General features: G+C 72.1%; 24 protein-coding genes. 11 read left to right on the forward strand and 13 right to left on the reverse strand.

Annotated features, from left to right (window positions below; genetic code table 11):
• The first annotated feature begins 24 nt into the window (after positions 1–24).
• A complete protein-coding gene (locus AA23TX_RS28670) occupies positions 25–2307 on the forward strand; it encodes an ATP-binding protein (protein WP_155545905.1) in 2283 nt (760 codons plus the stop codon).
• On the opposite strand, the gene AA23TX_RS28675 is transcribed toward AA23TX_RS28670, so the two are convergent.
• The 7 genes from AA23TX_RS28675 to AA23TX_RS28705 all read right to left on the reverse strand — a co-directional run bounded on the left by AA23TX_RS28675 (position 2304) and on the right by AA23TX_RS28705 (position 8853).
• Positions 2304–3116 (reverse strand): hypothetical protein, encoded by an 813-nt coding sequence (locus AA23TX_RS28675; protein WP_155545906.1) that lies wholly within the window; start codon positions 3114–3116, stop codon positions 2304–2306. The two genes, AA23TX_RS28670 and AA23TX_RS28675, sit on opposite strands and share 4 nt — an antisense overlap.
• Positions 3113–3742 carry a hypothetical protein gene (locus tag AA23TX_RS28680; protein WP_155545907.1) on the reverse strand — a complete coding sequence of 210 codons (630 nt, stop codon included), beginning with the start codon at positions 3740–3742 and terminating at the stop codon, positions 3113–3115. Before AA23TX_RS28680 ends, AA23TX_RS28675 begins: the two co-directional genes overlap by 4 nt.
• Positions 3743–3790: 48 nt before the next feature.
• Positions 3791–4747 (reverse strand): hypothetical protein, encoded by a 957-nt coding sequence (locus tag AA23TX_RS28685; protein WP_230862750.1) that lies wholly within the window; start codon positions 4745–4747, stop codon positions 3791–3793.
• A gap of 286 nt (positions 4748–5033) precedes the next feature.
• Positions 5034–5624 carry a GTP-binding protein gene (locus tag AA23TX_RS28690; protein ID WP_196425573.1) on the reverse strand — a complete coding sequence of 197 codons (591 nt, stop codon included), beginning with the start codon at positions 5622–5624 and terminating at the stop codon, positions 5034–5036.
• Positions 5605–5976, reverse strand: a complete 372-nt coding sequence (locus AA23TX_RS28695) for a DUF742 domain-containing protein (RefSeq protein WP_155545908.1) — start codon at positions 5974–5976, stop codon at positions 5605–5607. The genes AA23TX_RS28690 and AA23TX_RS28695 overlap by 20 nt, the downstream gene beginning before the upstream one ends.
• Complete coding sequence (locus AA23TX_RS28700) at positions 5973–6398, reverse strand: roadblock/LC7 domain-containing protein (RefSeq protein ID WP_155545909.1); 426 nt, start codon at positions 6396–6398, stop codon at positions 5973–5975. Before AA23TX_RS28700 ends, AA23TX_RS28695 begins: the two co-directional genes overlap by 4 nt.
• Before the next feature lie 52 nt (positions 6399–6450).
• A complete protein-coding gene (locus AA23TX_RS28705; RefSeq protein ID WP_155545910.1) occupies positions 6451–8853 on the reverse strand; it encodes a sensor histidine kinase in 2403 nt (800 codons plus the stop codon).
• An 848-nt stretch (positions 8854–9701) separates the two neighbouring features.
• Here AA23TX_RS28705 and AA23TX_RS28710 point away from each other — a divergent pair.
• From AA23TX_RS28710 to AA23TX_RS28725, 4 genes are read left to right on the forward strand one after another with little or no spacing between them, the layout of a single operon-like run.
• Positions 9702–11096, forward strand: a complete 1395-nt coding sequence (locus tag AA23TX_RS28710; RefSeq protein ID WP_155545911.1) for a fatty acid desaturase — start codon at positions 9702–9704, stop codon at positions 11094–11096.
• Positions 11096–11284, forward strand: a complete 189-nt coding sequence (locus AA23TX_RS28715; protein ID WP_155545912.1) for a ferredoxin — start codon at positions 11096–11098, stop codon at positions 11282–11284. The genes AA23TX_RS28710 and AA23TX_RS28715 overlap by 1 nt, the downstream gene beginning before the upstream one ends.
• On the forward strand, positions 11281–12435 hold the full coding sequence (locus AA23TX_RS28720; RefSeq protein ID WP_155545913.1) for an NAD(P)/FAD-dependent oxidoreductase: 1155 nt from the start codon (positions 11281–11283) through the stop codon (positions 12433–12435). The genes AA23TX_RS28715 and AA23TX_RS28720 overlap by 4 nt, the downstream gene beginning before the upstream one ends.
• Before the next feature lies 1 nt (position 12436).
• Complete coding sequence (locus AA23TX_RS28725; protein ID WP_155545914.1) at positions 12437–13063, forward strand: TetR/AcrR family transcriptional regulator; 627 nt, start codon at positions 12437–12439, stop codon at positions 13061–13063.
• Between the two features lies 1 nt (position 13064).
• Here AA23TX_RS28725 and AA23TX_RS28730 read toward each other — a convergent pair whose 3' ends face one another.
• The 4 genes from AA23TX_RS28730 to AA23TX_RS28745 form a co-directional block, all read right to left on the reverse strand.
• Complete coding sequence (locus tag AA23TX_RS28730) at positions 13065–13892, reverse strand: haloalkane dehalogenase (protein WP_155545915.1); 828 nt, start codon at positions 13890–13892, stop codon at positions 13065–13067.
• 11 nt (positions 13893–13903) lie between these two features.
• Complete coding sequence (locus AA23TX_RS28735; RefSeq protein ID WP_155545916.1) at positions 13904–14341, reverse strand: MarR family winged helix-turn-helix transcriptional regulator; 438 nt, start codon at positions 14339–14341, stop codon at positions 13904–13906.
• A gap of 120 nt (positions 14342–14461) precedes the next feature.
• Positions 14462–15667, reverse strand: coding sequence for a kynureninase (locus AA23TX_RS28740; RefSeq protein WP_155547370.1), 1206 nt, complete (start codon positions 15665–15667; stop codon positions 14462–14464).
• Positions 15664–16035, reverse strand: coding sequence for a DUF5997 family protein (locus AA23TX_RS28745; protein ID WP_155545917.1), 372 nt, complete (start codon positions 16033–16035; stop codon positions 15664–15666). Before AA23TX_RS28745 ends, AA23TX_RS28740 begins: the two co-directional genes overlap by 4 nt.
• Before the next feature lie 42 nt (positions 16036–16077).
• Here AA23TX_RS28745 and AA23TX_RS28750 point away from each other — a divergent pair, with 42 nt between their 5' ends.
• Positions 16078–16800, forward strand: coding sequence for a LysR substrate-binding domain-containing protein (locus AA23TX_RS28750; RefSeq protein ID WP_155545918.1), 723 nt, complete (start codon positions 16078–16080; stop codon positions 16798–16800).
• 39 nt (positions 16801–16839) lie between these two features.
• On the opposite strand, the gene AA23TX_RS28755 is transcribed toward AA23TX_RS28750, so the two are convergent.
• Positions 16840–17121, reverse strand: a complete 282-nt coding sequence (locus AA23TX_RS28755) for an early set domain-containing protein (protein WP_155545919.1) — start codon at positions 17119–17121, stop codon at positions 16840–16842.
• 207 nt (positions 17122–17328) lie between these two features.
• On the opposite strand from AA23TX_RS28755, the gene AA23TX_RS28760 reads away from it, so the two are divergent.
• Positions 17329–17844, forward strand: a complete 516-nt coding sequence (locus AA23TX_RS28760) for a hypothetical protein (protein ID WP_155545920.1) — start codon at positions 17329–17331, stop codon at positions 17842–17844.
• Positions 17845–17906: 62 nt separating this feature from the next.
• Positions 17907–18233, forward strand: coding sequence for a hypothetical protein (locus tag AA23TX_RS28765; RefSeq protein ID WP_155545921.1), 327 nt, complete (start codon positions 17907–17909; stop codon positions 18231–18233).
• On the opposite strand, the gene AA23TX_RS28770 is transcribed toward AA23TX_RS28765, so the two are convergent.
• On the reverse strand, positions 18159–19163 hold the full coding sequence (locus AA23TX_RS28770; protein ID WP_155545922.1) for a hypothetical protein: 1005 nt from the start codon (positions 19161–19163) through the stop codon (positions 18159–18161). The two genes, AA23TX_RS28765 and AA23TX_RS28770, sit on opposite strands and share 75 nt — an antisense overlap.
• A gap of 179 nt (positions 19164–19342) precedes the next feature.
• Here AA23TX_RS28770 and AA23TX_RS28775 point away from each other — a divergent pair, with 179 nt between their 5' ends.
• From AA23TX_RS28775 to AA23TX_RS28785, 3 genes are read left to right on the forward strand one after another with little or no spacing between them, the layout of a single operon-like run.
• Positions 19343–20329: a hypothetical protein gene (locus tag AA23TX_RS28775; protein ID WP_155545923.1), complete on the forward strand. Its 987-nt coding sequence runs from the start codon at positions 19343–19345 to the stop codon at positions 20327–20329.
• A gap of 33 nt (positions 20330–20362) precedes the next feature.
• Complete coding sequence (locus AA23TX_RS28780) at positions 20363–21169, forward strand: metalloregulator ArsR/SmtB family transcription factor (RefSeq protein ID WP_230862751.1); 807 nt, start codon at positions 20363–20365, stop codon at positions 21167–21169.
• A complete protein-coding gene (locus AA23TX_RS28785; protein ID WP_155547372.1) occupies positions 21166–21765 on the forward strand; it encodes a dihydrofolate reductase family protein in 600 nt (199 codons plus the stop codon). The genes AA23TX_RS28780 and AA23TX_RS28785 overlap by 4 nt, the downstream gene beginning before the upstream one ends.
• The last annotated feature ends 96 nt before the right edge of the window (positions 21766–21861 follow it).

The raw sequence follows: 21861 nt of genomic DNA on the forward strand, positions 1-21861 counted from the left end.
CGCGGTCGTCCTTACGGTGCACGGGTGGGGAAGACCGGCGTGACGGGGAGGGGCAACCTGCCCGCGGAGACCACGAGCTTCGTGGGACGCAGGTCGGAGGTGGCCGAGGTCAAGCGCCTGCTGACGCGGGCCCGACTGGTCACGCTGACCGGCGTGGGCGGTGTCGGCAAGACGCGGCTGGCCGTGCAGACCGCCGCCGGGTTGGCCCGCGCGTTCCCCGACGGTGTCTGGCTGGTCGAGCTCGCCGGGCTGCAGGACCCCGCGCTCGTCGCGCACACCGTGCTCGAAGCACTGGGCGTCCACGACGAAACCGGCCGGGCGCCGGCGCGGGTGCTGGCCGAGCACCTGCGGGACCGGCGGTTGCTGGTGATCCTGGACAACTGCGAGCACGTCCTCGCACCCTGCGCCGCGCTGGCGCACGACCTGCTGCGGGCCGCGCCCGGCCTGCGGCTGCTCGCGACCAGCCGGGAGCGGCTCGCGCTGGCCGCCGAGCACCTCTGGCCGGTGTCCCCGCTGCCGCTGCCGGAACCCGGCCGCCGGCTGCCCGGCGGGGCCTGGCTGCGTTACCCGGCGCTGACGCTGTTCGCCGAGCGCGCGGCCGCCGTCGACCCGGGGTTCGCCGTCACCGCGGAGAACCAGGAGCAGGTGGCGCGGGTGTGCCGGCTGCTGGCCGGCATCCCGCTGGCGATCGAGCTGGCGGCCGTGCGGCTGCGGGTGCTGACGCTGGCGGAGCTGGAGTCCGGGCTGAGCGACTGCTTCCGGCTGCCGGGCACGGTGAAGCGGGGCGGTGAAGCCCGGCACCAGACGCTCCTGGCCGCCGTCGACTGGAGCTTCCGGCTGTGCAGCCCGGCCGAGCGGCGCCTGTGGGCCCGGGTGTCGGTGTTCGCCGGCGGCTTCGACCTGCCGGCGGCCGAGCGCGTCTGCGCGGGTGACGACGTCGGGGCCGGGCTCGCCGGGCTCGTCGAGAAGTCGGTGCTGATCCGCGAAGCCGGGCGGTTCCGCCTGCTGGAGCCGCTGCGGCAGTTCGGCCGGGACAAGCTGATCGCGTCCGGGGAAGCGGACGCCGTCCGGCGGTCCATGCGCGACCACTACCTCGACCTCGCGGTGCGCAGCGAACGGGAGTGGTTCGGCCCGGAGCAGGCGGACACCTTCCGCCGGACCCGGCTGGAGCACGCGAACCTGCGGGCCGCGCTGGACTACAGCCTGACGGTGGCGGGAGAGCTCGAAACCGGTCTCCGGCTCGCCTCGACGCTCTGGTTCTACTGGGCGGGCTGCGGGGTGTTCGGCGAAGGCCGCCACTGGCTCGACCGCGCGCTCGCGCTTTCGCCCGAGCCGAGCGGGGAACGCGCGAAGGCGTTGTGGGTCAACGGGTACGTCGCGACGTTGCAGGGCGACAACGCCGGCGCGGTCGCGATGCTGGAGGAGTGCCGCTCCTACGCCCGGCAGACCGGCGACGACGTGGCGCTGGCGTACGCGACGCACCGGCTGGGCTGCAACCTGCTGGTCGGTGACGACGTCGGCGACGCGAAGGCGCTCTTCGAGGAGGCCCAGGCCCGCTACCGGCAGCTCGGCGAGCTCAACAGCAACGTGATGCTGGCCGGCATCGAGCTGGCGGTCGCGTCGATCTTCCTGGGCGACCTCGACCGCGCGGGCGAGCTGTGCGAGGAGGCGTGCGCGACCGGCGTCGCCCACGGCGAGCAGTGGGCGCAGGCTTACGCGATCTTCGTGCAGGCTTTGGTCGCCATGGCCCGCGGGGACTTCGCGCGGGCGGCCGAGCACGGGCGGCACTGCCTGCGCGTCAAGCGGAAGTTCCACGACCTGCTGGGCATCGTGCTGGCGATCGAGGTGCTGGCCTGGAACGAAGCCGCCCGCGGCCGCTGGGAACCGGCGGCGACGATGCTCGGGTCCGCCCAGCCGATCTGGCAGGCGGTCGGGTTCCCGATGTTCGGTTCGCGGTATTTCGGCGCCCCGCACGGAGAGTGCGAGACGCAGGCCCGCCGGGGGCTGGGGGAGGGCCCGTTCGACGCGGCCTTCCGCCGGGGGCGCGAATTCGGCCTGGAGGAAGCGATCGCCTACGCGCTGGGGGACGCGACGCCGTCACCGGCGCCCGGCCCGTCACGGTCGACGCCGCTGACGGACCGGGAGCACGAGGTGGCGCTGCTCATCGCGGACGGCCGATCCAACCAGGAGATCGCCGACAAGCTGGTGATCTCCCGCCGGACGGCCGAGGGGCACGTGAACCGGATCCTGCGGAAGCTGGAGTTCGGCTCGCGGAGCCAGGTGGCCGCCTGGGCCTCGCGGTTCTAGCCGAGCCGCTCGTCCCAGTCGGCGAACGCCGCCACCAGGTCGGCGGGCGCGTCGACCTCCTTCAGCTGCCGCAGCTGGTCCTCGATGTAGTACCGGTACAGCGGAACGAGCCCCGCCGCCAGCTCCGGGCGCAGCTCGTCCGCGTCCAGCGGATGCCCCTCGCGGACCCGCAAAGCCAGCTGTACCAGCGACTTCGCCGGGGCGTCCGGCCGGGACAGGTACCATTCGATCGCTTCGTCGTTGTTCGCCGCGCGACCGGAGGCGAGCGTTCCCGAGTACAGGAAGCGGACCGGGAACAGCACCGCCTTCGTGAACCACACCGTGTCCACCAGCAGCCGGCGCGGCTCGCGGAACTCCGCGGTCACCTCGGGCGTGGCCAGGACGGCGATGGCGAAGGAAGCGCTCTCCAGCAGCAGCTCCGAAGCGGCCGGGCGGGCGATCTCCGCGAGGACGTCCGAGCCGAGCAGGACGACGCCGTGGTCGGCGAGCTGCAGGCGGTCCAGCGCCGGGAAGCGGCCGTCGTCGCGGCCTTCGCGCAACGCCGGCAGCGACGCCCAGAACACCGACAGCTTGCGGTGCAACGGACTCCGCTCCTGCAGCGCCGCGGTCGTGTCCGCGATCGACGATCCGTCGGCGTCCGTCAGCACCAGCGCGAGGTCGATGTCGCTCGCCGCCGGGGCGTAGCCGCCGTAGGACAGGCTGCCGAGCAGGTACGCGCCGATCAGGCGCTCTCCCAACGCTTCCTGGTACGCGCGGGCGGCTTCGGCGGCGATTTCGCGGGCGGCCGAAGCCGGATCGGTGGTGGTCATGCCGCCACCGTAGCGCGGCGGGCGCACTCGGCGATGCGGTCGGAGACGACGCCGATCACCTGCCACGCCCGGTCGAGCACCTCGACGACGGCCTCGACCGTCCAGTCCTTGCGGCGGCGCAGCAGTTCGTAGCCCATCTCGAGGTGCTCGACGTCGGCTTCGTCGTGCAGGTCGAAGTATTCGTCGGACGGGAACGCCCGCGTGCCCGCCTGGCTGAACACCAGGCTGCCCGCTTCGAGGGCCAGGTGCGCGAGCACCGCGCGCTGCACGCCGGGCAGGATCCCGAACTGGTCGACGAACCACGACGCGCCCGCTTCGATCACCGGGTCCCAGACCAGCTGCCGGTCGTCCGCGCGGCTGCGGGCCAGGATCTTGTCGTGCCCGATCTCCTCCTCCTGGTGTTCCAGGGCCAGCGCCCGCAGTTCCGGGTCGCTTTCGAAGGTGACGCGCGCGCTGATCATCCGCTGGAAGGCGTTGGACCACGGCTGCAAGTACGTGAGCACCGCCTTCTTCGTGTCGTCGGTGGTGTTCGCGTCGGTCAGCAGCCGGATCAGGTCCGACGCTGCGTACTCCTGTTGCCGCTGCTCGTTGTGGCGGGCCACGCGCTCGACGTCCTGCTGGGTCACGATCGGCTCCTTACCGTGGTGCTGCGGGAGATCATCTTTCCTGGCGCATCAAGCAAGATCAACAGGCGTGAGGGAGCGGTCGTACACGGGGAACCGGAAGTACGTGGTGACGTCGCCGCGCCGGCCCGCTGTGCGATAGCTCACCAGCTCGAGGACGTGCGTCGTGGCCAGCGGCCCCGGGGCCAGCGCGGCGGTGAGGAGGCGGAAGCGTCCCGGGTCGACGCCTTCGCGGTGCAGCAGCGCCGCGGTGCGCTCGACGGCTTCTTCGTCACTGGCCGCGAGATCGGGCAGGCGCAGGTAGGTCGTGGACTCGGCGGCCCGGTCCCGGCCGGACCGGAAAGCGAAGCAGCTCAGAGCCGCTTCACCGGCGTCTTCCCGGTCACCGGCCAGGGTCCGGTAGGCGGCGCGCGCGTCGTCGGCGTCGTGGCGCAGCGCCACCGAGGCGACGCGGTTCACCTCGGCGAGGCCGGCGCCGTGGTTGCGGTAGTAGACCTTCACCCGGGCCTCGTCCTCGTCGGCCAGGTCCACCGCGAAGAATTCGATTTCCCGGGTGCCCTCGATGGTTTCGACCGCACGCCGGGTGGCGTCCCACGCGTCCGCCATGCCGAGCCGGGCCATCGCTTCGGCGACGGCCGCTTCGCGCTGGGCGTGCGGCCACGGGTAAAGCCCGAAGTAGGTCTTGTGGAAGATCCGTGACGGCGGGCGCCAGGCGATGGAGTGCCACAGGGGAGCGGGCGACGGACGGCCCCCGCGCGGGGTGAAGACCTCGTGCACCCCTTGCAGCCTGCGGAAACCGCTCTCCGCGGGAGGGCCCGTGTCGTGGCCGAGGCTGTCGAACAGCACGCGCAGCTCCGGGTGCCGGCCGGACCAGTTCACCGACATCTCGGCCGGGAACCCGTCGTCCGCCACATAGGACGGCTCGGCGGGCACGGTCCCGATCCGCTCGTGCGACCACGGCGGCAGCAGCGCGCGCAGCATCCGCGTGGTCCGGACGGACTGCGCCACCGGGATCTCGAGCGCCTCACACGCGGTAGCCCAGAGCCCGCACAGGAAGTCACCGAAGAGACGACCCTGTGCCGGGTAGTTTTCCCTTATATATTCAGGAAACTTTGGCACGTGAATCGTCACGTGCGGATGCTATCAGTTTGATGCTTGCTCAACTAAAAAGCTGCACCCGGGTGGTCCAACCAATTGGGCCATGTGGGTTTGCCGGTGTCCGAGGTGGACACGCTCGGACACATCGGACACCGGCGCTGTCCGGACCGGACAGGGAGCGGACAAAGCGCAGGTCTCAGACCCGCACCGGCACCACCGTCATCGCGTGCTTGACGAGCCGGATCAGCGCGAGCTTGCTGGAATCCCTGTCACGCGCGTCACACATGACGATCGGCACCCGATCCGGGACGACGAGGGCCTCGCGGATCTCGTCGGCGGTGTAGCGCGGTGCGGCGTCGAAGCAGTTCACCGCGACGACGAACGGGATCTTACGGCGCTCGAAGAAGTCGATGGCCGCGAAGCTGGTCTCGAGGCGCCGCGTGTCGACGAGCACGATCGTCCCGATCGCCCCGCGCGCGAGGTCGTCCCACATGAACCAGAAGCGCGCCTGGCCCGGTGTCCCGAACAGGTACAGCACGTGCCGCGGCGAGATCGTGATCCGGCCGAAGTCGAGCGCGACCGTCGTCGTGGTCTTGCGCTCCACGCCGGACAGGTCGTCCACCCCGGCGCTCGCCTCGGTGAGCACCTCCTCGGTGGTCAGCGGCGGGATCTCGCTGACCGAGCCGACCATGGTCGTCTTGCCCGCGCCGAAGCCGCCCGCGACGATGATCTTGACCGGCGTGGGGACCAGGTCGGCCCCGGTCCCGTCAGTACTTGATGAGGCCATCGAGAACCGCCTGCAGAGTTTCGAGGTCCGGCGACTGCGCCGGATTGTGGGTGGGGGAGCGCGTGATCACGAGGCCGCGTTCGATCAGGTCGCCGACGAGCACGCGCACGACCCCCAGCGGGATCTTCACGTAGACGGCGATCTCGGCGACCGAGACCGGGTGGCGGCACAGCTGCACGATCGCCACGTGCTCCGGGCCCAGCCCGACCGGCTCCTGCTCCGTGCGCAGGGTCATCACCTGCGTCGACAGGTCGAGCCGTGCCGCGTCGGACGGCGTCCGGCCGCTGGTGATCGTGTACGGCCGCACGAGCGGCCCGGCGGCCTCGTCGTACCAGCCTTCGTCGGTGCTCATGTGGCCTCCCGTAAGACGTGCGCCGCTTCACGCGGCGCGGACGCCATGTAGTCCCCGACCCGCTTGACCAGCCGGCTCATCTCGTAGGCGATCATTTCGACGTCGACGCTGTCCGCCGCCAGCACGGCGAGGCAGGCGCCCTGCCCGGCCGCCGAGACGAACAGGTAGCCGCGCTCCATCTCGATCATGTTCTGCAGGACCGGACCGCGGTTGAACTGCTTGCTCACCCCCTTGGCCAGGCTCTGCAGGCTGGAGGCGATGGCCGACAGCTGGTCGGAGTCGTCCTTGCTCATGCCGGCCGACTTGCCGATCAGCAGCCCGTCGGCGGACAGCACGATGGCGTTCTGCGCGCCGACCACGCGGCTGACCACGTCGTCGAGCAGCCAGTTGAGATCGGGTTTGGGGTTCCCGTACTCGTTCATGCGTCAGAGACCTTGACTTTCCTCTAAGGACTTTCCTGTGTGCTGTCGCGGACTAGGCATCGTCGTCCGGCCCGCCCCGGCCCCGGCGCGTGCCCTTGTGGAACGCCGCGAGCGTGCGCGCGGTCCCCTCTCCGGGCGCGACGACGTCGTCGCTTTCGTCGGGTTCGGTTTCGAGCTGGGCGACGAGGTTCTGCTGGGGTTCGCGCCGGGGCAGCCGCGGCCGGTCGTCGCCCGTCGGTCCGGCGGCGGGCGACGCCGGCTCCGGAGCCGCCGGTGGCGCGGCGGCCGGCACGGCGGGCAGCGGGTCGGGCAGCGGGTCGGGCGATGTGAGCGCGCGTGCCGGGTACGGCCTCGGCTTGGCTTCTCGCTTCATCGGGATCTGGCCGGTGAACGAGCTGGGCGAGTCCAGGGAGCTTTCCGCCGCCTGCGCGGCGGGTGCGCCGACCGGGGCGAGGACCGCGGTCGTCTCCGCCGGCGAGGTGCCGGGCTCGGGGAGGTTCTCCTGCTGGCCGGCCAGGTGCTGGGACGGGATGAGCACGGTGGCCCGGAGACCGCCGTAGCGGGACGGGTCGAACGTGACGGTCATGCCGAGCTTCGCCGCCAGCCGCGCGACCACGAACAGGCCGAGGCTGGAGTCGGCCCGCAGGGCCATCGCGTCGAACTCGGGTGCCTCGGCCATCATCGCGTTGGCCCACTCGCGGACGCCGTCCTTCATGCCGAGACCCTGGTCCGACACGTCGACGACGATCCCGCGCGCGACCGCGCGGCTGGTGACCTCGACCGGGGACCCGGGCGGCGAGAACGACGTGGCGTTGTCGACCAGCTCGGCGACGAGGTGGATGGTGTCGGCCACCGCGGCGCCGACGATCGCGACGTCGGGCACCTGCTCGACCTGGACCCGCGCGTACTGCTCGGTTTCCGAGACGGCCGCGCGCAGGACCTCCATCAGCGCCACCGGCTTGCGCCAGCGGCGGCCCGGCTGCTTGCCGCCGAGGATGATCAGGTTCTCGGTGGTGCGGCGGGCGCGGGCGGCGAGGTGGTCGAGCTGGAACAGCGAGGCCAGCTGCGTCGAGTTGTCTTCGCGGGCTTCCATCTCGTCGAGGATCTGCAGCTGCTGGTGGACCAGGACCTGGTTGCGGTGCGCGATGCCGAGGAACACGTTGTGCACGCCGCTGCGCGCTTTCGCTTCGCTCGCGGCGGCGTTGACGGCGGTCAGCTGGGCGGTGTTGAACGCCTCGGCCACCTGGCCGATCTCGTCGCGGCCGTGGTCGAGCTGCGGGAGCTCTTCCTTGAGGTCGACGGCTTCGCCGTTCTTCAGCCGCGCCACGATGTCCGGCAAGCGGTTGCGGGCGAGGTCGAGCGAGTCGTTGCGCAGCCGCGCGAGGCGCGTCATCAGGGCGCGGTCGACGAGCGAGCGCGACACCCGCACCGCGACGATGATCGCCGCCAGCGACGCGAGCAGCGCCAGGATGCTGCCGATGATCACGTTGCGCAGCTGGGCGTCCCCGGAGTCGATCGCGGCCGCGGAAACCTTGTCCGCCTGGGTGATGGCGAGGTCGTTGAGGCCCTGGGCGACCTGGGTGGTCGCGTTCTGCCAGTCCGTTTCGGACACGGGGACGGAGTTCTGCTCGCTGGGCGACCACGGGCCGTGCTTGACGATCGCCACCTCGGCGGTGGCCAGCTGCTGCCAGGCGGTGCTCTTGGTCAGCGCCTGGTACCGGGTGCGGACACCGGGATCGAGGAATGGCTCGATCTGCGCGAGCTGGGTCCGGTAGGTCCCGGACAGCTGCGCGAACTGGGCGAAGTCGTCGGGTGCGAAGGTGCCGGCCGAGAAGGCCGTCGACACGAGCGACGTCTCGCGCGACATGGCGTCACCGGCGCGGAACACGGAGGTCGCGGTGATGCCGCCGGTGGCGGCTTCGGAGTCGGGGACGACGCGGGCCTGGGTGTCGAAGAGGTTCGACGCCGTGTCCATCACGCCGTTGTAGTAGTTGTTGACCTGCGCGCGGTCGATGCTGCGGAAGCTGATCTGCGAGCGCAGCACGGGCAGCTGGTCGAACTGGGACTTCAGCGCGTTGACCTTGGCCGCGATCTCGTCCGGCGCGTTGGAGATGGTCGCGGCGAACGCGCTCTGCAGCGCGCCGAGCTTTTCGTCGGTCGCCCTCTGCTGCACCTGGAGCCGGCCCGGGCCGAGCGCCGGGTCGTCGAGGTACTGCAGCGCGGTCTGGCGTTCCTTCTGGAACTCGGCCAGCGCGGTGGCGGCGGGGATCGACACCTCGCGCACGGACGCCGCGACCAGCCGGACGTAGACGCCGTTGAAGAGGAAGTAGGAGGAGACCGCGATCCACAGCACCAGCAGGGTCACGCTGGGAATGAGAACGGTCCTGGTCAGCCTTTTGCGGATCGACTTGTCGTACGGCTTGTCCGACTCGTCCTGAGCGTCTTTGTTCTGCACGGCGGTTCACGAACTCCTGAGTGACGGTCGGCGAAAAACGGGGACCCGGACGAGGAAGCGGACACGACGATGGGACACAGCTGCCGCCGTCACCCGTCTTCGCCTCACCCTCCGTGTTGCCGCGGAATCGATCAGGGTCCGTTTTTTACCACGAACCACTGAGGAGCGGTGGTCCTGGCCTGGTCTCCGGACGGTTGTCCGCCGGCTGTTGAACAGTGTTTACCGAGTGCGTCCGGGCGGTTACTCCCATTTCCTCTGGTAACGGGGCCGAGTGGTATTTCCGGTCCTGGCACGCTGGGCCGAACGGGTGAAAGTGAATTCGCCCGGTTCGCCGCGCCGAGGTGTTCGAGGGGCCAGAAAAAACGGGCAGGGCAGCTGCCTGGGAGTGCCTCCGGGACACGGTCGCGGGCGACCCTGCGTCACGGCCGGAACGGAGATGATCTTCGTCACGAACGCGGTGCCGTCGGCGTGGAATCCTTGCCATCCGCGGAAAAGCGGTCGGGCCGGTGGCCGCGTGCCGTGCCGCCGGAGCGGAAAGCACGCCTGGGACGGTGCCGGGCACCGGTGTCGCGAGCCGTGCGGTCGTGGCCGTGAGCCGGAGTTTCGGCCGCGCACGTCGGCGCAGGTGCGAGCCCGGCGGCGGGTCGCGGGCGGACGGGTGCGTCCGCGGCCCAGGCGCTGGCGGCGCGGGATCCCCAGGACCTCATCGGCTGAGTGCGGACCATCGGAGCCACTGAAGGACGCGTCGTTTATCGGCGGGCCCAGTGAGCTTTACATCGAACTATCTGTTGTCAATCGGTCTGTACATACTCTATGGTTCTGTAAACCAGCCAACGGAGGAGGGTGCGATGACCGGAGCAACGATCCCCGCGGGGTCGACCGAGCAGTGGCGCGACCGAAAGCGCTACCTGTGGCTGATCGGCCTGGTCGTGCCGTCCCTGGCGTTCCTCGCCATCGGCCTGCACGCCGCGACCGGGTGGGGCGTCTGGTTCTGGATCGGCCCGATCGTCATCCTCGTCGTGGTCCCGCTCGTCGACCTGCTCGCCGGCCTCGACCGGACGAACCCGCCCGACGACGTCCTCGAGCGGCTCGAGAAGGACCGCTACTACCGCTGGATCACCTTCGCGTTCCTGCCGATCCAGTACCTCGGCTTCGTCGCGGCCCTCTGGCTGTGCGCCCGGGGCGACCTGTCCGTCGTGGACAAGGTCGGGCTGGCGATCTCCATCGGCTGCATCGGCGGGATCGGCATCAACACCGCGCACGAGCTGGGGCACAAGAAGGAGAGCCACGAGCGCTGGCTGTCGAAGATCGCGCTGGCGCAGAGCTTCTACGGCCACTTCTACATCGAGCACAACCGCGGCCACCACGTCCGCGTGGCGACGCCGGAGGACCCGGCGAGCAGCCGCGTCGGCGAAAGCTTCTACCGCTTCTGGCCGCGCACGGTCTTCGGCTCGCTGAAGTCGGCCTGGCGCCTGGAGCGCAAGCGCTACGCCCGCCGCGGCAAGCACCCGTACCGCCTCGGCAACGACGTCGTCAACGCCTGGCTGATGTCGGCGGTCCTCTGGGGCGCGCTGATCGCGTGGCTCGGCGTGGGCATCCTGCCGTACCTGGTGATCCAGGCCGTCGTCGGGTTCTCGCTGCTGGAGGTCGTCAACTACATGGAGCACTACGGCATGCTGCGGCAGCGCGTCGGCGCGCCCGGGAAGCGCCGCTACGAGCGCGTGGATCCCAGCCACAGCTGGAACTCCAACAACATCGCCACCAACGTCCTGCTCTACCACCTGCAGCGGCACAGCGACCACCACGCCAACCCGACGCGGCGCTACCAGACCCTGCGCGACTTCGCCGAGTCGCCGGTGCTGCCCACCGGGTACGCCGGGATGATCGTGCTGGCGCTGGTCCCGCCGGTGTGGCGCCGCGTGATGGACCCGCGCGTGGTCGCCCACTTCGACGGCGACCTCTCCCGGGCCAACCTCCAGCCGAGCCGGCGGGACAAGCTCCTCGCGCGCTACGGGACCCGCGTCACGAGGGATGTCCGCGAGACGGCCGACCTCCACGGCGACGCCACCGAGGGCGGCATGTGCCCGGGCTGCGGGTACGTCTACGACGAGAAGCTCGGCGACCCGCGCGAGGGCTTCCCGGCCGGCACGCCGTGGTCGGCGATCCCGGACTCATGGTGCTGCCCGGACTGCGGCGTGCGCGAGAAGGTCGACTTCGTCGCGCCGGGCCGGGTGGGTGCGTGATGCGGATCGAAGCGGACCGCGGCAAGTGCGACGGCCTGGGCATGTGCGAGGCGATGGCGCCGGACTTCTTCGAGGTGGGCGACGACGGCACGGTCGTGGTGCTCGACGAGCGTCCCGCCGAAGAGCACCGGACCGATGTGGCCGCGGCCGTCGACTCCTGTCCCGTTCTCGCCTTGAAGCTGCGGTGACCCTCGTCGTCGTCGGTGCGTCGCTCGCGGGGCTGCGCGCGGTGGAGTCCGCGCGCCGCACCGGGTACCGCGGCCGGATCGTGCTGGTCGGTGCCGAGGAGCACCTGCCCTACGACCGGCCGCCGCTGTCGAAGGCGTTCCTCGACGCCGGCGGTTCCGGCGACGTGACGCCGTTCCACCCGGAAACCGTGCTGCGGGACGAACTCGGCGTCGAACTGAGGCTGGGTGCCCCGGCGGAAAGTCTCGACACCGAAGCGCGCGAAGTGACTGTCGCAGGCGCGGCTGTGCGTTACGACGCTCTCGTCATCGCCACCGGCGCGACCGCGCGCAGCCTCCCCGGGGCGCGCACGCTGCGGACGGCCGAAGACGCTGTCGCGGTGCGCGCGGCGCTGGACGACGGCGCGCGCACGGTCGTGATCGGCGCCGGGTTCATCGGCTCGGAAGTCGCGTCGGCGGCCCGCAAGCGCGGCCTGCCGGTGACGATCGTGGAGGCGTCGGCCGTCCCGCTCGCCCGCGCCGTCGGGCCGGAAGCCGGCGCCGGACTGGCCGCGCTGCACCGGGAGGCCGGCACCGAGCTGCGCCTCGCCGCCGAGGTCACCGGGGTCACCGCCGACGGCGTCCGGCTGGCCACCGGCGAAGTCCTGCCCGCGGACCTCGTGGTCGCCGGGATCGGCGCGGCGCCCGCCACCGGCTGGCTCGAAGGCAGCGGGCTGACGCTGCACGAGCGTGACCGGGGCGTGGTGTGCGACGCGACGCTGTCCGCCGGACCGCCGGGCGTCTACGCGGCGGGCGACGTCGCGCACGTGGCGAACCCGCTGTTCGACGGCGAGCCGATGCGGCCGGAGCACTGGACGAACGCGGCCGAGCAGGGTGCGGCCGCCGCTCGCCACGCGCTCGACCCGGCGTCGGCGCGGCCCCTCGAAGCCGTGCCGTACTTCTGGTCCGACTGGTACGGCCACCGGATCCAGTTCGTCGGCACCCCGCGCGCCGACGAAGTGGTGTCCGCCGGCGGCGTGACGCTGTACCGCCGCGGCGACCGGATCGTCGGCGCGCTGACCGTCGACCGCCCGCGCGAGATCATGAAGTACCGTCGGCGCGTCGCGGCCCGGGCCGCTTGGGCGGAGGCGCTGGCCTTCGCGGGCGCGGCCTAGGATGGCGACCATGAGCGCCGCACTCCCGGCCCCCCTCGAAGGGGGTCAGCACCGGCGGCCGATCATCACCGCGGCGATCGAGCTGACCGCGCGGTCGGGCTGGCCGTCGGTCACGATGGCGCGGCTGGCCGAGGTCGTCGGCGTGAGCCGCCAGACCGTCTACAACGAGATCGGGTCCAAGGCCGCGCTGGCCGAGGCGATGGTCGCGCACGAGCTCGACCGGTTCCTCACCGTCGTCGGCGCCGCGTTCGACCGGCACGAGGACGACCTGGTCGAAGCGATCTACGACGCCGTCCGCGCGGTCCTCGAGCTGGCCGACGACAACCTCCTGCTGCGCGCGATCGCCTCCGCCTCGCACGGCACCGCCCCCGAGCTGCTCCCGCTGCTGACCACCGACGCGGGCCTGCTGCTCACCCAGGCGAAGGCGATGCTGACCGAGCGCGTGGCGGCGTATCGGCCGCCGTTCTCCGGCGAGCGGCTCGGCGTGCTGATCGACCTGGTCGTCCGCACGGTCCTGAGCCACGTCATGCAGCCGTCGGACACCCCGGCTCGCACCGCGGACGCGCTGGCGTGGGTCGCGGCCCGCGTCCTCGGCGTGGACGCGACCCCGCCGCTGCGGCACCGCTGACTCAGCGGAGGCCGTGCCGGTCCAGCCAGGCCGAGATCTCCGCGGCGATCTCCTTCGGCCGGTCCTCCTGGGCGTGGTGCCCGGCTTCGCCGCAGGCGACGACGTCGAGCGCGGCGATGTTCTCCCGGCACCACCGCACCAGCTTTTCGCCGCTGAGCAGCGTGGGAGAGCCTTCGAAGGTCATGAGCAGCTTCGGCGTGCCGTCGCTGGTCTTCAGCCACTCGCCGTAGGCCTCCATGCGGGGGACCAGCTCGGCCGGCTCGCCGCCGATCGGCAGCTGGCGCGCCCACGCGAGGATCGGTCGCCGGCTCTCCGGCGTCGGGAACGGCGCGAGGTACGGCTCGAGATCGGCCACCGGTGTGCGCACCCCGCCGGTGAACGCCTGCCGCACGAACAGGTTCTGCTCCAAGACCAGTTCTTCGCCGACGCCGGGCGTGCGGATCTTCCGCGTGCGCTCGGCCGCCTGGGGCGAAAGCTCGTCCCAGGCCATCGGCCTGAGGATCGTCTCGAAGAAGGCCACCCCGCGGACGCGGCCCGGGTGCCGCGCGGCGTGGTCGAAGGCGAGCGCGCCGCCCCAGTCGTGCCCGACGAGGACGACGTCGTCCAGGTCGAGCGCGTCGAACCAGGCGTCGAGGTAGCCGGCGTGGTCGGCGAAGGAGTAGGCGATGTCGGGCTTGGCGGAGCGGCCCATGCCGATGAGGTCGGGCGCGAGCAGCCGCCCGCCGCCGACGTGAGGGAGGATGTTCCGCCAGCCGTGCGACGAGCCGGGGTTGCCGTGCAGGAAGACGATCGGGGTGCCGGTGCCGGACTCTTCGTAGTGGAGGTCCATGTCTTGTCCCTTCAGGGATCCAGGGGAGTGTCGAGGAGGAGGGTGAGCTCGCGGGCCAGGGCCGCGGTGCGGTCGCCCCGCCGGCCGCCGAGGGGTTCGAGGAGCCGGTCGAGCAGCTCGGCCACGGTCGCGATCGCCGGCTCGACGACTTCATGGCCGCGGTCGGTGAGCCGCAGCCGGATGGTGCGGGTGTCGGCGGCGTCCCGGGTGCGCTCGACGAGACCGTCGGCGTCGAGGGTGCGGGCGAGCTTCGAGACGTAGAGCGCTTCCAGCCCCGTGTGATCGGCCAGTTCTCGCTGGCTCGGGGTCGTTCCGGCGCGCTCCAGGCCGAAGAGCGAGGACAGGAAGACGTACTGGGCGTGCGTCAGCCCCACCGGGGCGAGGGCACGGTCGACGGCCACCCGCCACTTCATGGAGAGTCGCCAGACCAGGTGCCCGGGAGTGCTCATGTCAGATACAGTACATGGCTATTAAGTACATGGCTACTATCCGGCTCGGTGCGAGTTGTCGTGAGTGAGAAACAGTGTTCTAACCCTGTTTCTCACTCACGACCGAGTGCGGCAGGGCGGTCAGGCGGCGAGTTCCCGGATGCGGTCCATGGCCGCCCGGACCTCGGTGAACCCCGTGGTGAGCGGGCTCAGCCCGACGCGGATGCCGTCCGGACGGCGGAAGTCGATCAGCACGCCGTGCTCGATCAGCACCCGGGAAAGCCGTTCGGCGTCGGAGTGCCGGAGGGTGACGTGCCCGCCGCGGCGGGCGTCTTCGCGCGGCGAAGCCACCGTGAAGCCGAGCGGCGCGAGCCATTCGTCGGCGAGGGCGAGCACCCACCGTCCCAGCGCGACGGCTTTGGCCCGCACACGCTCGATCCCGGCCTCGGCCAGCAGCGCGACGCCTTCCTGGACGCCCACCATGCCCAGCACCGGCGGGGTGCCGGACAGCGCGCGGCGGATGCCGGGCGCGGGCACGTAGTGCTCGGCCATGCCGAACGTGTCGGCCGCGCCCATCCAGCCGGTGATCGGCTGCCCGAACTCCGCGTGGTGGCGCGCGTTCACGTAGAGGAAGGCGGGCGCGCCGGGCCCGGCGTTGAGGAACTTGTACGTGCAGCCGACGGCGAAGTCGGCGCCACCGGCGTCCAGCTCGACCGGGATCGAGCCGACGCTGTGGCAGAGGTCCCAGACGGTGAGGGCGCCGCGGTCGTGCACCAGCCGCGTGATCCCCGCGAGGTCGGCGATCGCGGCGGAGCGGTAGTCCACATGGGACAGCACGACGGCGGCGGTCCGCGGCCCGGCGACGGCGGCGACGTCCTCGGGGCGGACGTCACCACCCTCGATCCACCGGACCGTGTGGCCGAGTTCGGCGGCGACGCTCTCGACGAGGAACCGGTCGGAGGGGAAGTTGGCGGAGTCGGTGACGATCTCGTCGCGTCCCGGCCGGAGCGCGGCCGCCGCCCGCAGCGTCTTGTAGAGGCACACGGACGTCGAGTCGGCGACGATGGTCTGGCCGGGCGCGGCGCCGAGCGCGACGCGGCCCAGCTCGTCGCCGATCCGCTCGGGGAGGGCGAGCCAGCGCTCCTCCCAGGAGCGGATCAGCCGGGCGCCCCACTGGTCGGCGACGAGCTCCTGCAGCCGCTCGGCCGTCGCGCGCAGGGGACGGCCCAGCGAGTTCCCGTCGAGGTAGGCGACGACGCCGGGATCGGTGATCGGGACGAAGCGGTCGCGGAACGCGGCCAGCTCGTCCGCGGCGTCGAGGCGCGCGGCCTCCTCGAGCGTCGTCAGTGCTCCTTCTCCTTGACCCGCACGGTTTCCTTGCGCACCTCGGCCTGCGTGGCGCGTTCCCGCACCAGCCAGTCGGGGTTCTCCGTCTTCAGCGCCTCGATCTGCTCGGTGGTGAGCGCCTCGGTGATCCCGCCGCGGCTGAGACCGCCGATGGAGATGCCCAGCTTCGCGGCGACGACCGGCCGCGGGTGCGGGCCCGTGCGGCGCAGTTCGCGCAGCCACTCGGGCGGGTCGGTCTGCAGCGCGTTCAGCTCGTCGCGCGAGACGACGCCCTCCTGGAACTGCGGGGGCGTGGCTTCGAGGTACACGCCCAGCTTCTTCGCCGCCGTCGCGGGCTTCATCGTCTGGGCGGTCTTGTGCGACGTCATGCCGTCCAGGGTAGCCAGCGCCCCGCCCGGTAGCCTGACCCGGTGACCTCGTTCCGTCTCGCGTACGTCCCGGGTGCGACGCCCGCCAAGTGGGTGCGGACGTGGGCCGAGCGCCAGCCGGGCGTGCCGCTCGAGCTGGTTCCCGTGGCGGCGGCCGACGCGACGGAGCTGATCCGGGCGCGCGGCGCGGACGCGGCGCTGCTGCGGTCCCCGATCGACCGCGACGGCCTTCACGCCATCCCGCTCTACACCGAGACGACGGTCGTGGTGGTCGCCAAGGACCACCTGATCGCGGCGGCGGACGAAGTGTCCACAGCGGACTTGGCGGACGAGCTCGTGCTGCAGCCTCTGGATGACACGATCGAGTGGACTTCGCTTCCGGGACGGCCCGCGGTCTCGCGGCCGGACTCCACGGCGGACGCGATCGAGCTGGTGGCCGCGGGGGTCGGGGTGCTGGTGGTCCCGCAGTCCCTCGCCCGCCTGCACCACCGCCGCGACCTGACGTACCGGACGGTCGCGGACGCGCCGCAGTCGAGCGTGGCGCTGTCGTGGCTCGAGGACGAGACGTCCGACCTGATGGAGACGTTCATCGGGATCGTGCGCGGCCGCACGGTCAACAGCACGCGCGGGCGGCAGGCCGCGCCGGCGGCGGCTCCGGCGGAGAAGAAGCGTCCGGAGCGCAAGCCGGCGGCGAAGTCCGCCGGGAAGCCGGCGCGGCGAGGCGGCGGGGCCCCGAAGCGCGGGAAGCCGCGCCGCAAGTCCTGAGCACGCCTGCCCCGCCGGCGGTGCCGGGCCGGGTGTGCGTCAGTTCGTCGAGTAGACGCAGTTGCCGTCCACCCGGTCGGTCAGGTCGGGGTCGTCGAACCACAGGCCGTCCTCGCCGAGGTACCGGAACTGGAGCACGGTTCCCGGTGGCACGTCCACCGACGCCGACCGGCGGCCGTTGGAGCGGGTGGTGAGGTGGTGGCGGCCGGGCGTCCAGTCGTTGAACGACCCGACCACGCTCACCCGCCCGGGCGGTGCCTCGGCCGGGAGGCTGAACGTCACTCGCTGGGTGCCGGCCCGGCTCTTGCTGGTCTTGATCACGCGGCGACGGCCTTTCGGAGAGGGGAACAAAGGGGGCGTGCTCGGCACTGAGCGCCGACATGATGGCACACCCGTAACGGTCTGGTCACCCGCAGTGCCCGAAGGAATTACCCAGCCGCTCAACGGTTCGCCACCGACCGGGTGGTCCTGCCGCGAACCATGATCATCTTGCTGCCGGACGTGCTTTCCGGTGCGAGACTGAGTGCCGTGACCGTCGCCGCCGATCGTCAAGTCAAGGACCCGTGTGCCTGGCTCAGCGCCGTCACCCTCGAACTCGCCGGCGTCCACCCCGCCGACACTCGCGGGGTGCTCATGACGGTGTGGGACGGGCTGGTCGCCGCCCGGCTGGCCGGGCTGCACGCCGCCGGGGCTTCGCCTCGCTGGCGGGCCCGGCAGCCCCACGCCGAAGCGGTCGAGTTCGATCTCGCGCTCCAGCTGGCCCGCACGTGCACCACCGGCCCCGGCCTGGCCATGCCCGCCCGCCTTTCCGGAGCCGCGGTCGCTTGGCCCGGCGAACGGGCGGACGCCGCCGTCGCCGCCATCGTCTCCTTCTGCGCCACCGCCGAAACCATGCTGCGCCGGGCCGGCGAGCTGACCCCGGTGTGGGAGGACAGCCTGCTCGGGCCGGTCCTGCTGACCCGCTGGCTCGCCGACTCCTGGGCCGGCCGCCACACCGGCGTGCCGCTCCGGCTGCCGGTGCCCCCGCCGGCCTGGTGGCGCTGACCGCCGTCCGTCAGGGAAAGGCTGGGCCGGCCGAACCCGGCGCCGGGCGAAAGGAGGCCGGGGTGGCCGCATCAGCTGTCCCGCCCACGAGACTCCCGCAGGCGACCCGCGTGGCGATCCGCGAGGTACTGCTGGCCGAGCTGCTCTCGGCCCGTACCCGGGCGCGCGCCGCCGGGTGCCCGCCGGAGATCCTGTTCGACGCCTTGGACGCACGGTTGCGCTCGGCGGCGACCGAGGATCGCGGCGTCTCGTGCGCCGGTTCGCGTTCGGCGCTCGCCGAGGAAGACCGCGGCTTGCCGGGCGCGCGGTTGTGTTCAGCGGCCGAGGACCTCCAGGACAGTCGCCACGATCCGCTCGAGCCTGGCCTCGTCGGCGAGAGCGGTGGCTAGCCAGTCCTCGCGGGTGGATCCGTGGTGCGGCAAGCGATCCAGCGCGTTCCCGGTCGAGCCGAACACGCGCCGGACGACCGCGGCGACCGCCGTCGCGGGGTCCTGGCCGCGGTCCAGCCTGGCCTCGATCGCGCGCAACGCCTCCTCGGCCCGGCCCACCAGCCTCGCGTCGTCCGCTTCGTCCGGGCCGACCAGGCGCAGCGGGGTGGGCTCGGCCGCGCCGTCCGCCGGCATCGGGGCGACGGGCGCCCGCTTGTGCCCGAGCGGACGTTCGACGTGCTCGGCGTGCCACTTGGGTCGGCTGCGCATGGCGGCCAGGACCGTCCGCACCTCGAGATCGAGCGTGTCGCGGCCGGCCGGCGGCGCCCCGGTGACTTCGGCGCGCCGCGCGGCCCAGCCGTCCAGCGGCCACAGCTCGGCGCCCGCGGTCGTCGGGACCCCGGCCCACACCAGGATCTGGACGGCGAGGTCGCACAGCCACGGGTCGCCACCGAGGGCTTCGCTCAGCCAGGCCGGCAGGCGGGGCCGTTGCAGGGCCCCGATCTCGCCGCGCCGCCGCCGGTGCGCGTCGACCGTCGCCGGGCTCAGCCGGGTCGCCAGCCAGCCGTCGAAGTTCTCGATCGGGTCGGTCGCGCGCCGCAGCGCGTGCTCGACGACGGCTTCGACGTCGTCGTGGAAGCCGTCGAGGCAGTCGGGCCGCAGCCATTCGAGCCCGCGGGCGCAGTCCGGGTGCCGCCGCTGCCGTTCCAGCGGCTTGGTGATCCGGGTGAAGACCAGCGGCCAGGCGACGGAGTACACCGCGCCGCGCAATCGGGCGAGGGCGTCGGGCGGGGCGGTCGAAGCCGAGCCGGCGAGGCGGCCGTCGCGGGCCAGCCGGCGGACACCGGCGACGTCCGCCGGCCCGATGGGCGCGTGCGTGGTGTCGAGCAACTCGTCCTCCCCGATGTCGTCGACGGGGAAATGGTCGGTCAGCCGGGGAACGGGAAAAGGCCGGGAACTGGCCGAATCACGCCGGAACTGGCCGATGACTGGCCACCGGCGGAATCACCTGATCGGCGCAGCCCGCACCGCCGATCGCGCGGAAGTCCGCGTGCCACAATCGAAAACCCATGGCACACGAGGACGGGTTGCTCCGCGAGCTCACGACTTTGCGCCGCGGCTGGGGATTGGAAACCGAACGGCTGCGGGGCCGCCTCGGCCCGCTCGTCTCCGGCTGGTGCGAAATCCACCGGACGGCGAACGACCGCGAAGCGCGTCGGGTGCTGCGTGACGCCATTTCCGCCGCGATCGCCGAGTTCCCGGCGGACGACCGGCTCGCGGTCAACGTCGCGCTGGGCATCGCCCCCGGCGCGCAGCACGCGTTGCTCAGTGACCGCGTCGGGGTCCTCGCGGACCGGCTGCGGGTGTCGGAACGCACGGCCCGGCGCCGGATCGACCGGTCGTTCGCGCGCCTGGCCGCCGAGATCGAGGCCGGCCTGCGGCCCGGCGACGGCGTGCCGGACGACCCGGACCGGGGCTGGTTCGTCAAGCGGCTGCGGGCCATCGTGCGGCTGGACACCGCCGAGCCGGAGCTGATCGAAGAGCGGGAGATCGTGGCGACGCGCGACGGGCTGAACCGGATCTCCGCGCAGTTCACCGTGCCCCGCGTCGAGGACGGCGGCGACGGCGAACGGCGGGTGGCCGCCGACGCCCAGCACGGCGTCCGGATCACCGACGCCCAGCGCGTGGGCCAGCGGCACTTCCGCTGGCTGCTCGACCTCCCGCGGCCGCTGGCGCGCGGGGACACCCACACCTACGCACTGGTGATCCGGGTCCGGGACGGCCTGCCCATCCGGCCGTCGTACGTGTTCGTGCCCCTGGTGACGTGCGAGTCGTTCACCGTGCGGGTCCGGTTCGACCCCCAGCGGCTGCCGTGGACGGTGTGGCGGCTGGACCGGGTCCCGCCCTCGGTGCTCGCCGACCCGGCCAAGCCGGGCCCGGCGCTGACCCTCGACGGCGCGTGCGAGGTGGCGCAGGAGTTCGCCGCTCCGCAGCTGGGCTACGCGTACGGGTTGCGCTGGGTACCCCACGACATCGCGGAGCGAAATATTCCTTGACCCGAATATTCTGATAGGTGAATACTCGGGCTCGTGAGTACTCCACCCCCGGACGGGATCGCCGCGGCACTGGGCGACGCGGCGCGCTGGCACATCGTCGAGCTGCTCGCCGAGCGTCCCCGGTCGGTCGGCGAACTGGCCGAGCTGACCGGCCTGCGGCAGCCGCAGGCCACCAAGCACCTGCAGACGCTCGCGCGCGCCGGGCTCGTCGCCGTGTTCCCGCTGGGGCAGCGTCGCGTCTACGCCCTCGAAGCCGAGCCGCTGCGGGCGTTCGCGGGCCGGCTGGCGGATCTGGCGAAGGCGATCGACGCGCACGAAGGCGAGCGGGACGTCGTCGCGCGGTACCGCGCGGCGATCGAAGAAGACATCGTGGCCGCGGACCGCGACCAGTGGGCGGACGGGCGGGAGTTCGCGTTCGAGCGCCTGCTGGCCGTGCCGCGGGACGACGTCTGGCGGCACTGGACGGATCCGGAGCTGCTGGCGTCGTGGTGGGTTCCGCCGTCGATGACGGTCACCGCCTGCGTTCTCGAGCCGCGGCCCGGTGGCCGCGCGGTCCTCGCTTACCGCGACGCCGACGGCGAGTACCACGCCGAAGGGTGGGTGCGCCTCGCGACGGAGCCGGGGCGGCTCGCCTTCGACCTCGCGGTGACCGGGGAAGCGTCTTTCACCGGCCACTACGACCTCGAGCTGGTGTCGGTGCCGGGCGGCACCCGGTTGCGGCTCGGCCTGCGCATCACCGCGACGACGGTCGGGGCGGTGTCCGCGATCGCCGGCATCGAGACCGGCTGGGACCAGGTGCTCGACCACCTCACCGATGTACTCCTCGAAGGAAAGGGCTGACGGCCATGACCGGTCGCAGGATCACCGCGAACTTGAGCGTGACGCTCGACGGCCGCTACCACGGTCCCGGCGGGCCCGCCGACATGGGCGCGATAGTGGCGTACGCGACGACCGAGGTCGCGCGACGGCACCTGGACCGGATCCACGAGGGCGCGACGACAGCGGTCCTGGGCCGCCGCAACGCGGAAGGTTTCCTGGGGTTCTGGCCATCGGTGGCGGCGGACGAGAACGCCGACCCGCGTGACCGCGGCTACGCGAAGTGGCTGGTGGACACGGAAAAAGTTGTCTTCTCGACAACATTGGCCGAAGCGCCGTGGGAGCGCACCCGCCTGGTGAATGCCCCGGCCGCGGACGTGATCACGGATCTGAAAGCCACCGGATCGGGTGACATCCTGATCAACAGCAGCGCGAGCATCATCAAGCCACTATTGGCGGCAAACCTGATCGACCGCCTCTACTTGATGACCTGTCCCGAGATAGCGGGAGGAGGTCCCCGCCTGTTCGACGACGGCCTGCCGCCCTCGAAGTGGCACCTGTCCCACCACGAAACGGGCGACCAAGGCGAAACAGCGGCGGTCTACGACCGCATCCCCTGACGTCCTTTGTAGACACACCCGAAGCCCGGCGCGCAGACCCGACCACGGCCCGGGGGCGAACAACGAGACGGGACCACCACGTGCCGGGGGTCCGGG

The organism is Amycolatopsis camponoti (assembly GCF_902497555.1).
GTDB classification, from domain to species: domain Bacteria; phylum Actinomycetota; class Actinomycetes; order Mycobacteriales; family Pseudonocardiaceae; genus Amycolatopsis; species Amycolatopsis camponoti.

Excerpts from the sequence above, each read along its gene's own strand:
- AA23TX_RS28675 (WP_155545906.1), bottom strand. The coding sequence starts at position 3,116 with ATGACCACCACCGATCCGGCTTCGGCCGCCCGCGAAATCGCCGCCGAA.
- AA23TX_RS28690 (WP_196425573.1), bottom strand. The coding sequence starts at position 5,624 with ATGGCCTCATCAAGTACTGACGGGACCGGGGCCGACCTGGTCCCCACG.
- AA23TX_RS28695 (WP_155545908.1), bottom strand. The coding sequence starts at position 5,976 with ATGAGCACCGACGAAGGCTGGTACGACGAGGCCGCCGGGCCGCTCGTG.
- AA23TX_RS28700 (WP_155545909.1), bottom strand. The coding sequence starts at position 6,398 with ATGAACGAGTACGGGAACCCCAAACCCGATCTCAACTGGCTGCTCGAC.
- AA23TX_RS28710 (WP_155545911.1), top strand. The coding sequence starts at position 9,702 with ATGACCGGAGCAACGATCCCCGCGGGGTCGACCGAGCAGTGGCGCGAC.
- AA23TX_RS28715 (WP_155545912.1), top strand. The coding sequence starts at position 11,096 with ATGCGGATCGAAGCGGACCGCGGCAAGTGCGACGGCCTGGGCATGTGC.
- AA23TX_RS28725 (WP_155545914.1), top strand. The coding sequence starts at position 12,437 with ATGGCGACCATGAGCGCCGCACTCCCGGCCCCCCTCGAAGGGGGTCAG.
- AA23TX_RS28730 (WP_155545915.1), bottom strand. The coding sequence starts at position 13,892 with ATGGACCTCCACTACGAAGAGTCCGGCACCGGCACCCCGATCGTCTTC.
- AA23TX_RS28735 (WP_155545916.1), bottom strand. The coding sequence starts at position 14,341 with ATGAGCACTCCCGGGCACCTGGTCTGGCGACTCTCCATGAAGTGGCGG.
- AA23TX_RS28745 (WP_155545917.1), bottom strand. The coding sequence starts at position 16,035 with ATGACGTCGCACAAGACCGCCCAGACGATGAAGCCCGCGACGGCGGCG.
- AA23TX_RS28775 (WP_155545923.1), top strand. The coding sequence starts at position 19,343 with ATGGCACACGAGGACGGGTTGCTCCGCGAGCTCACGACTTTGCGCCGC.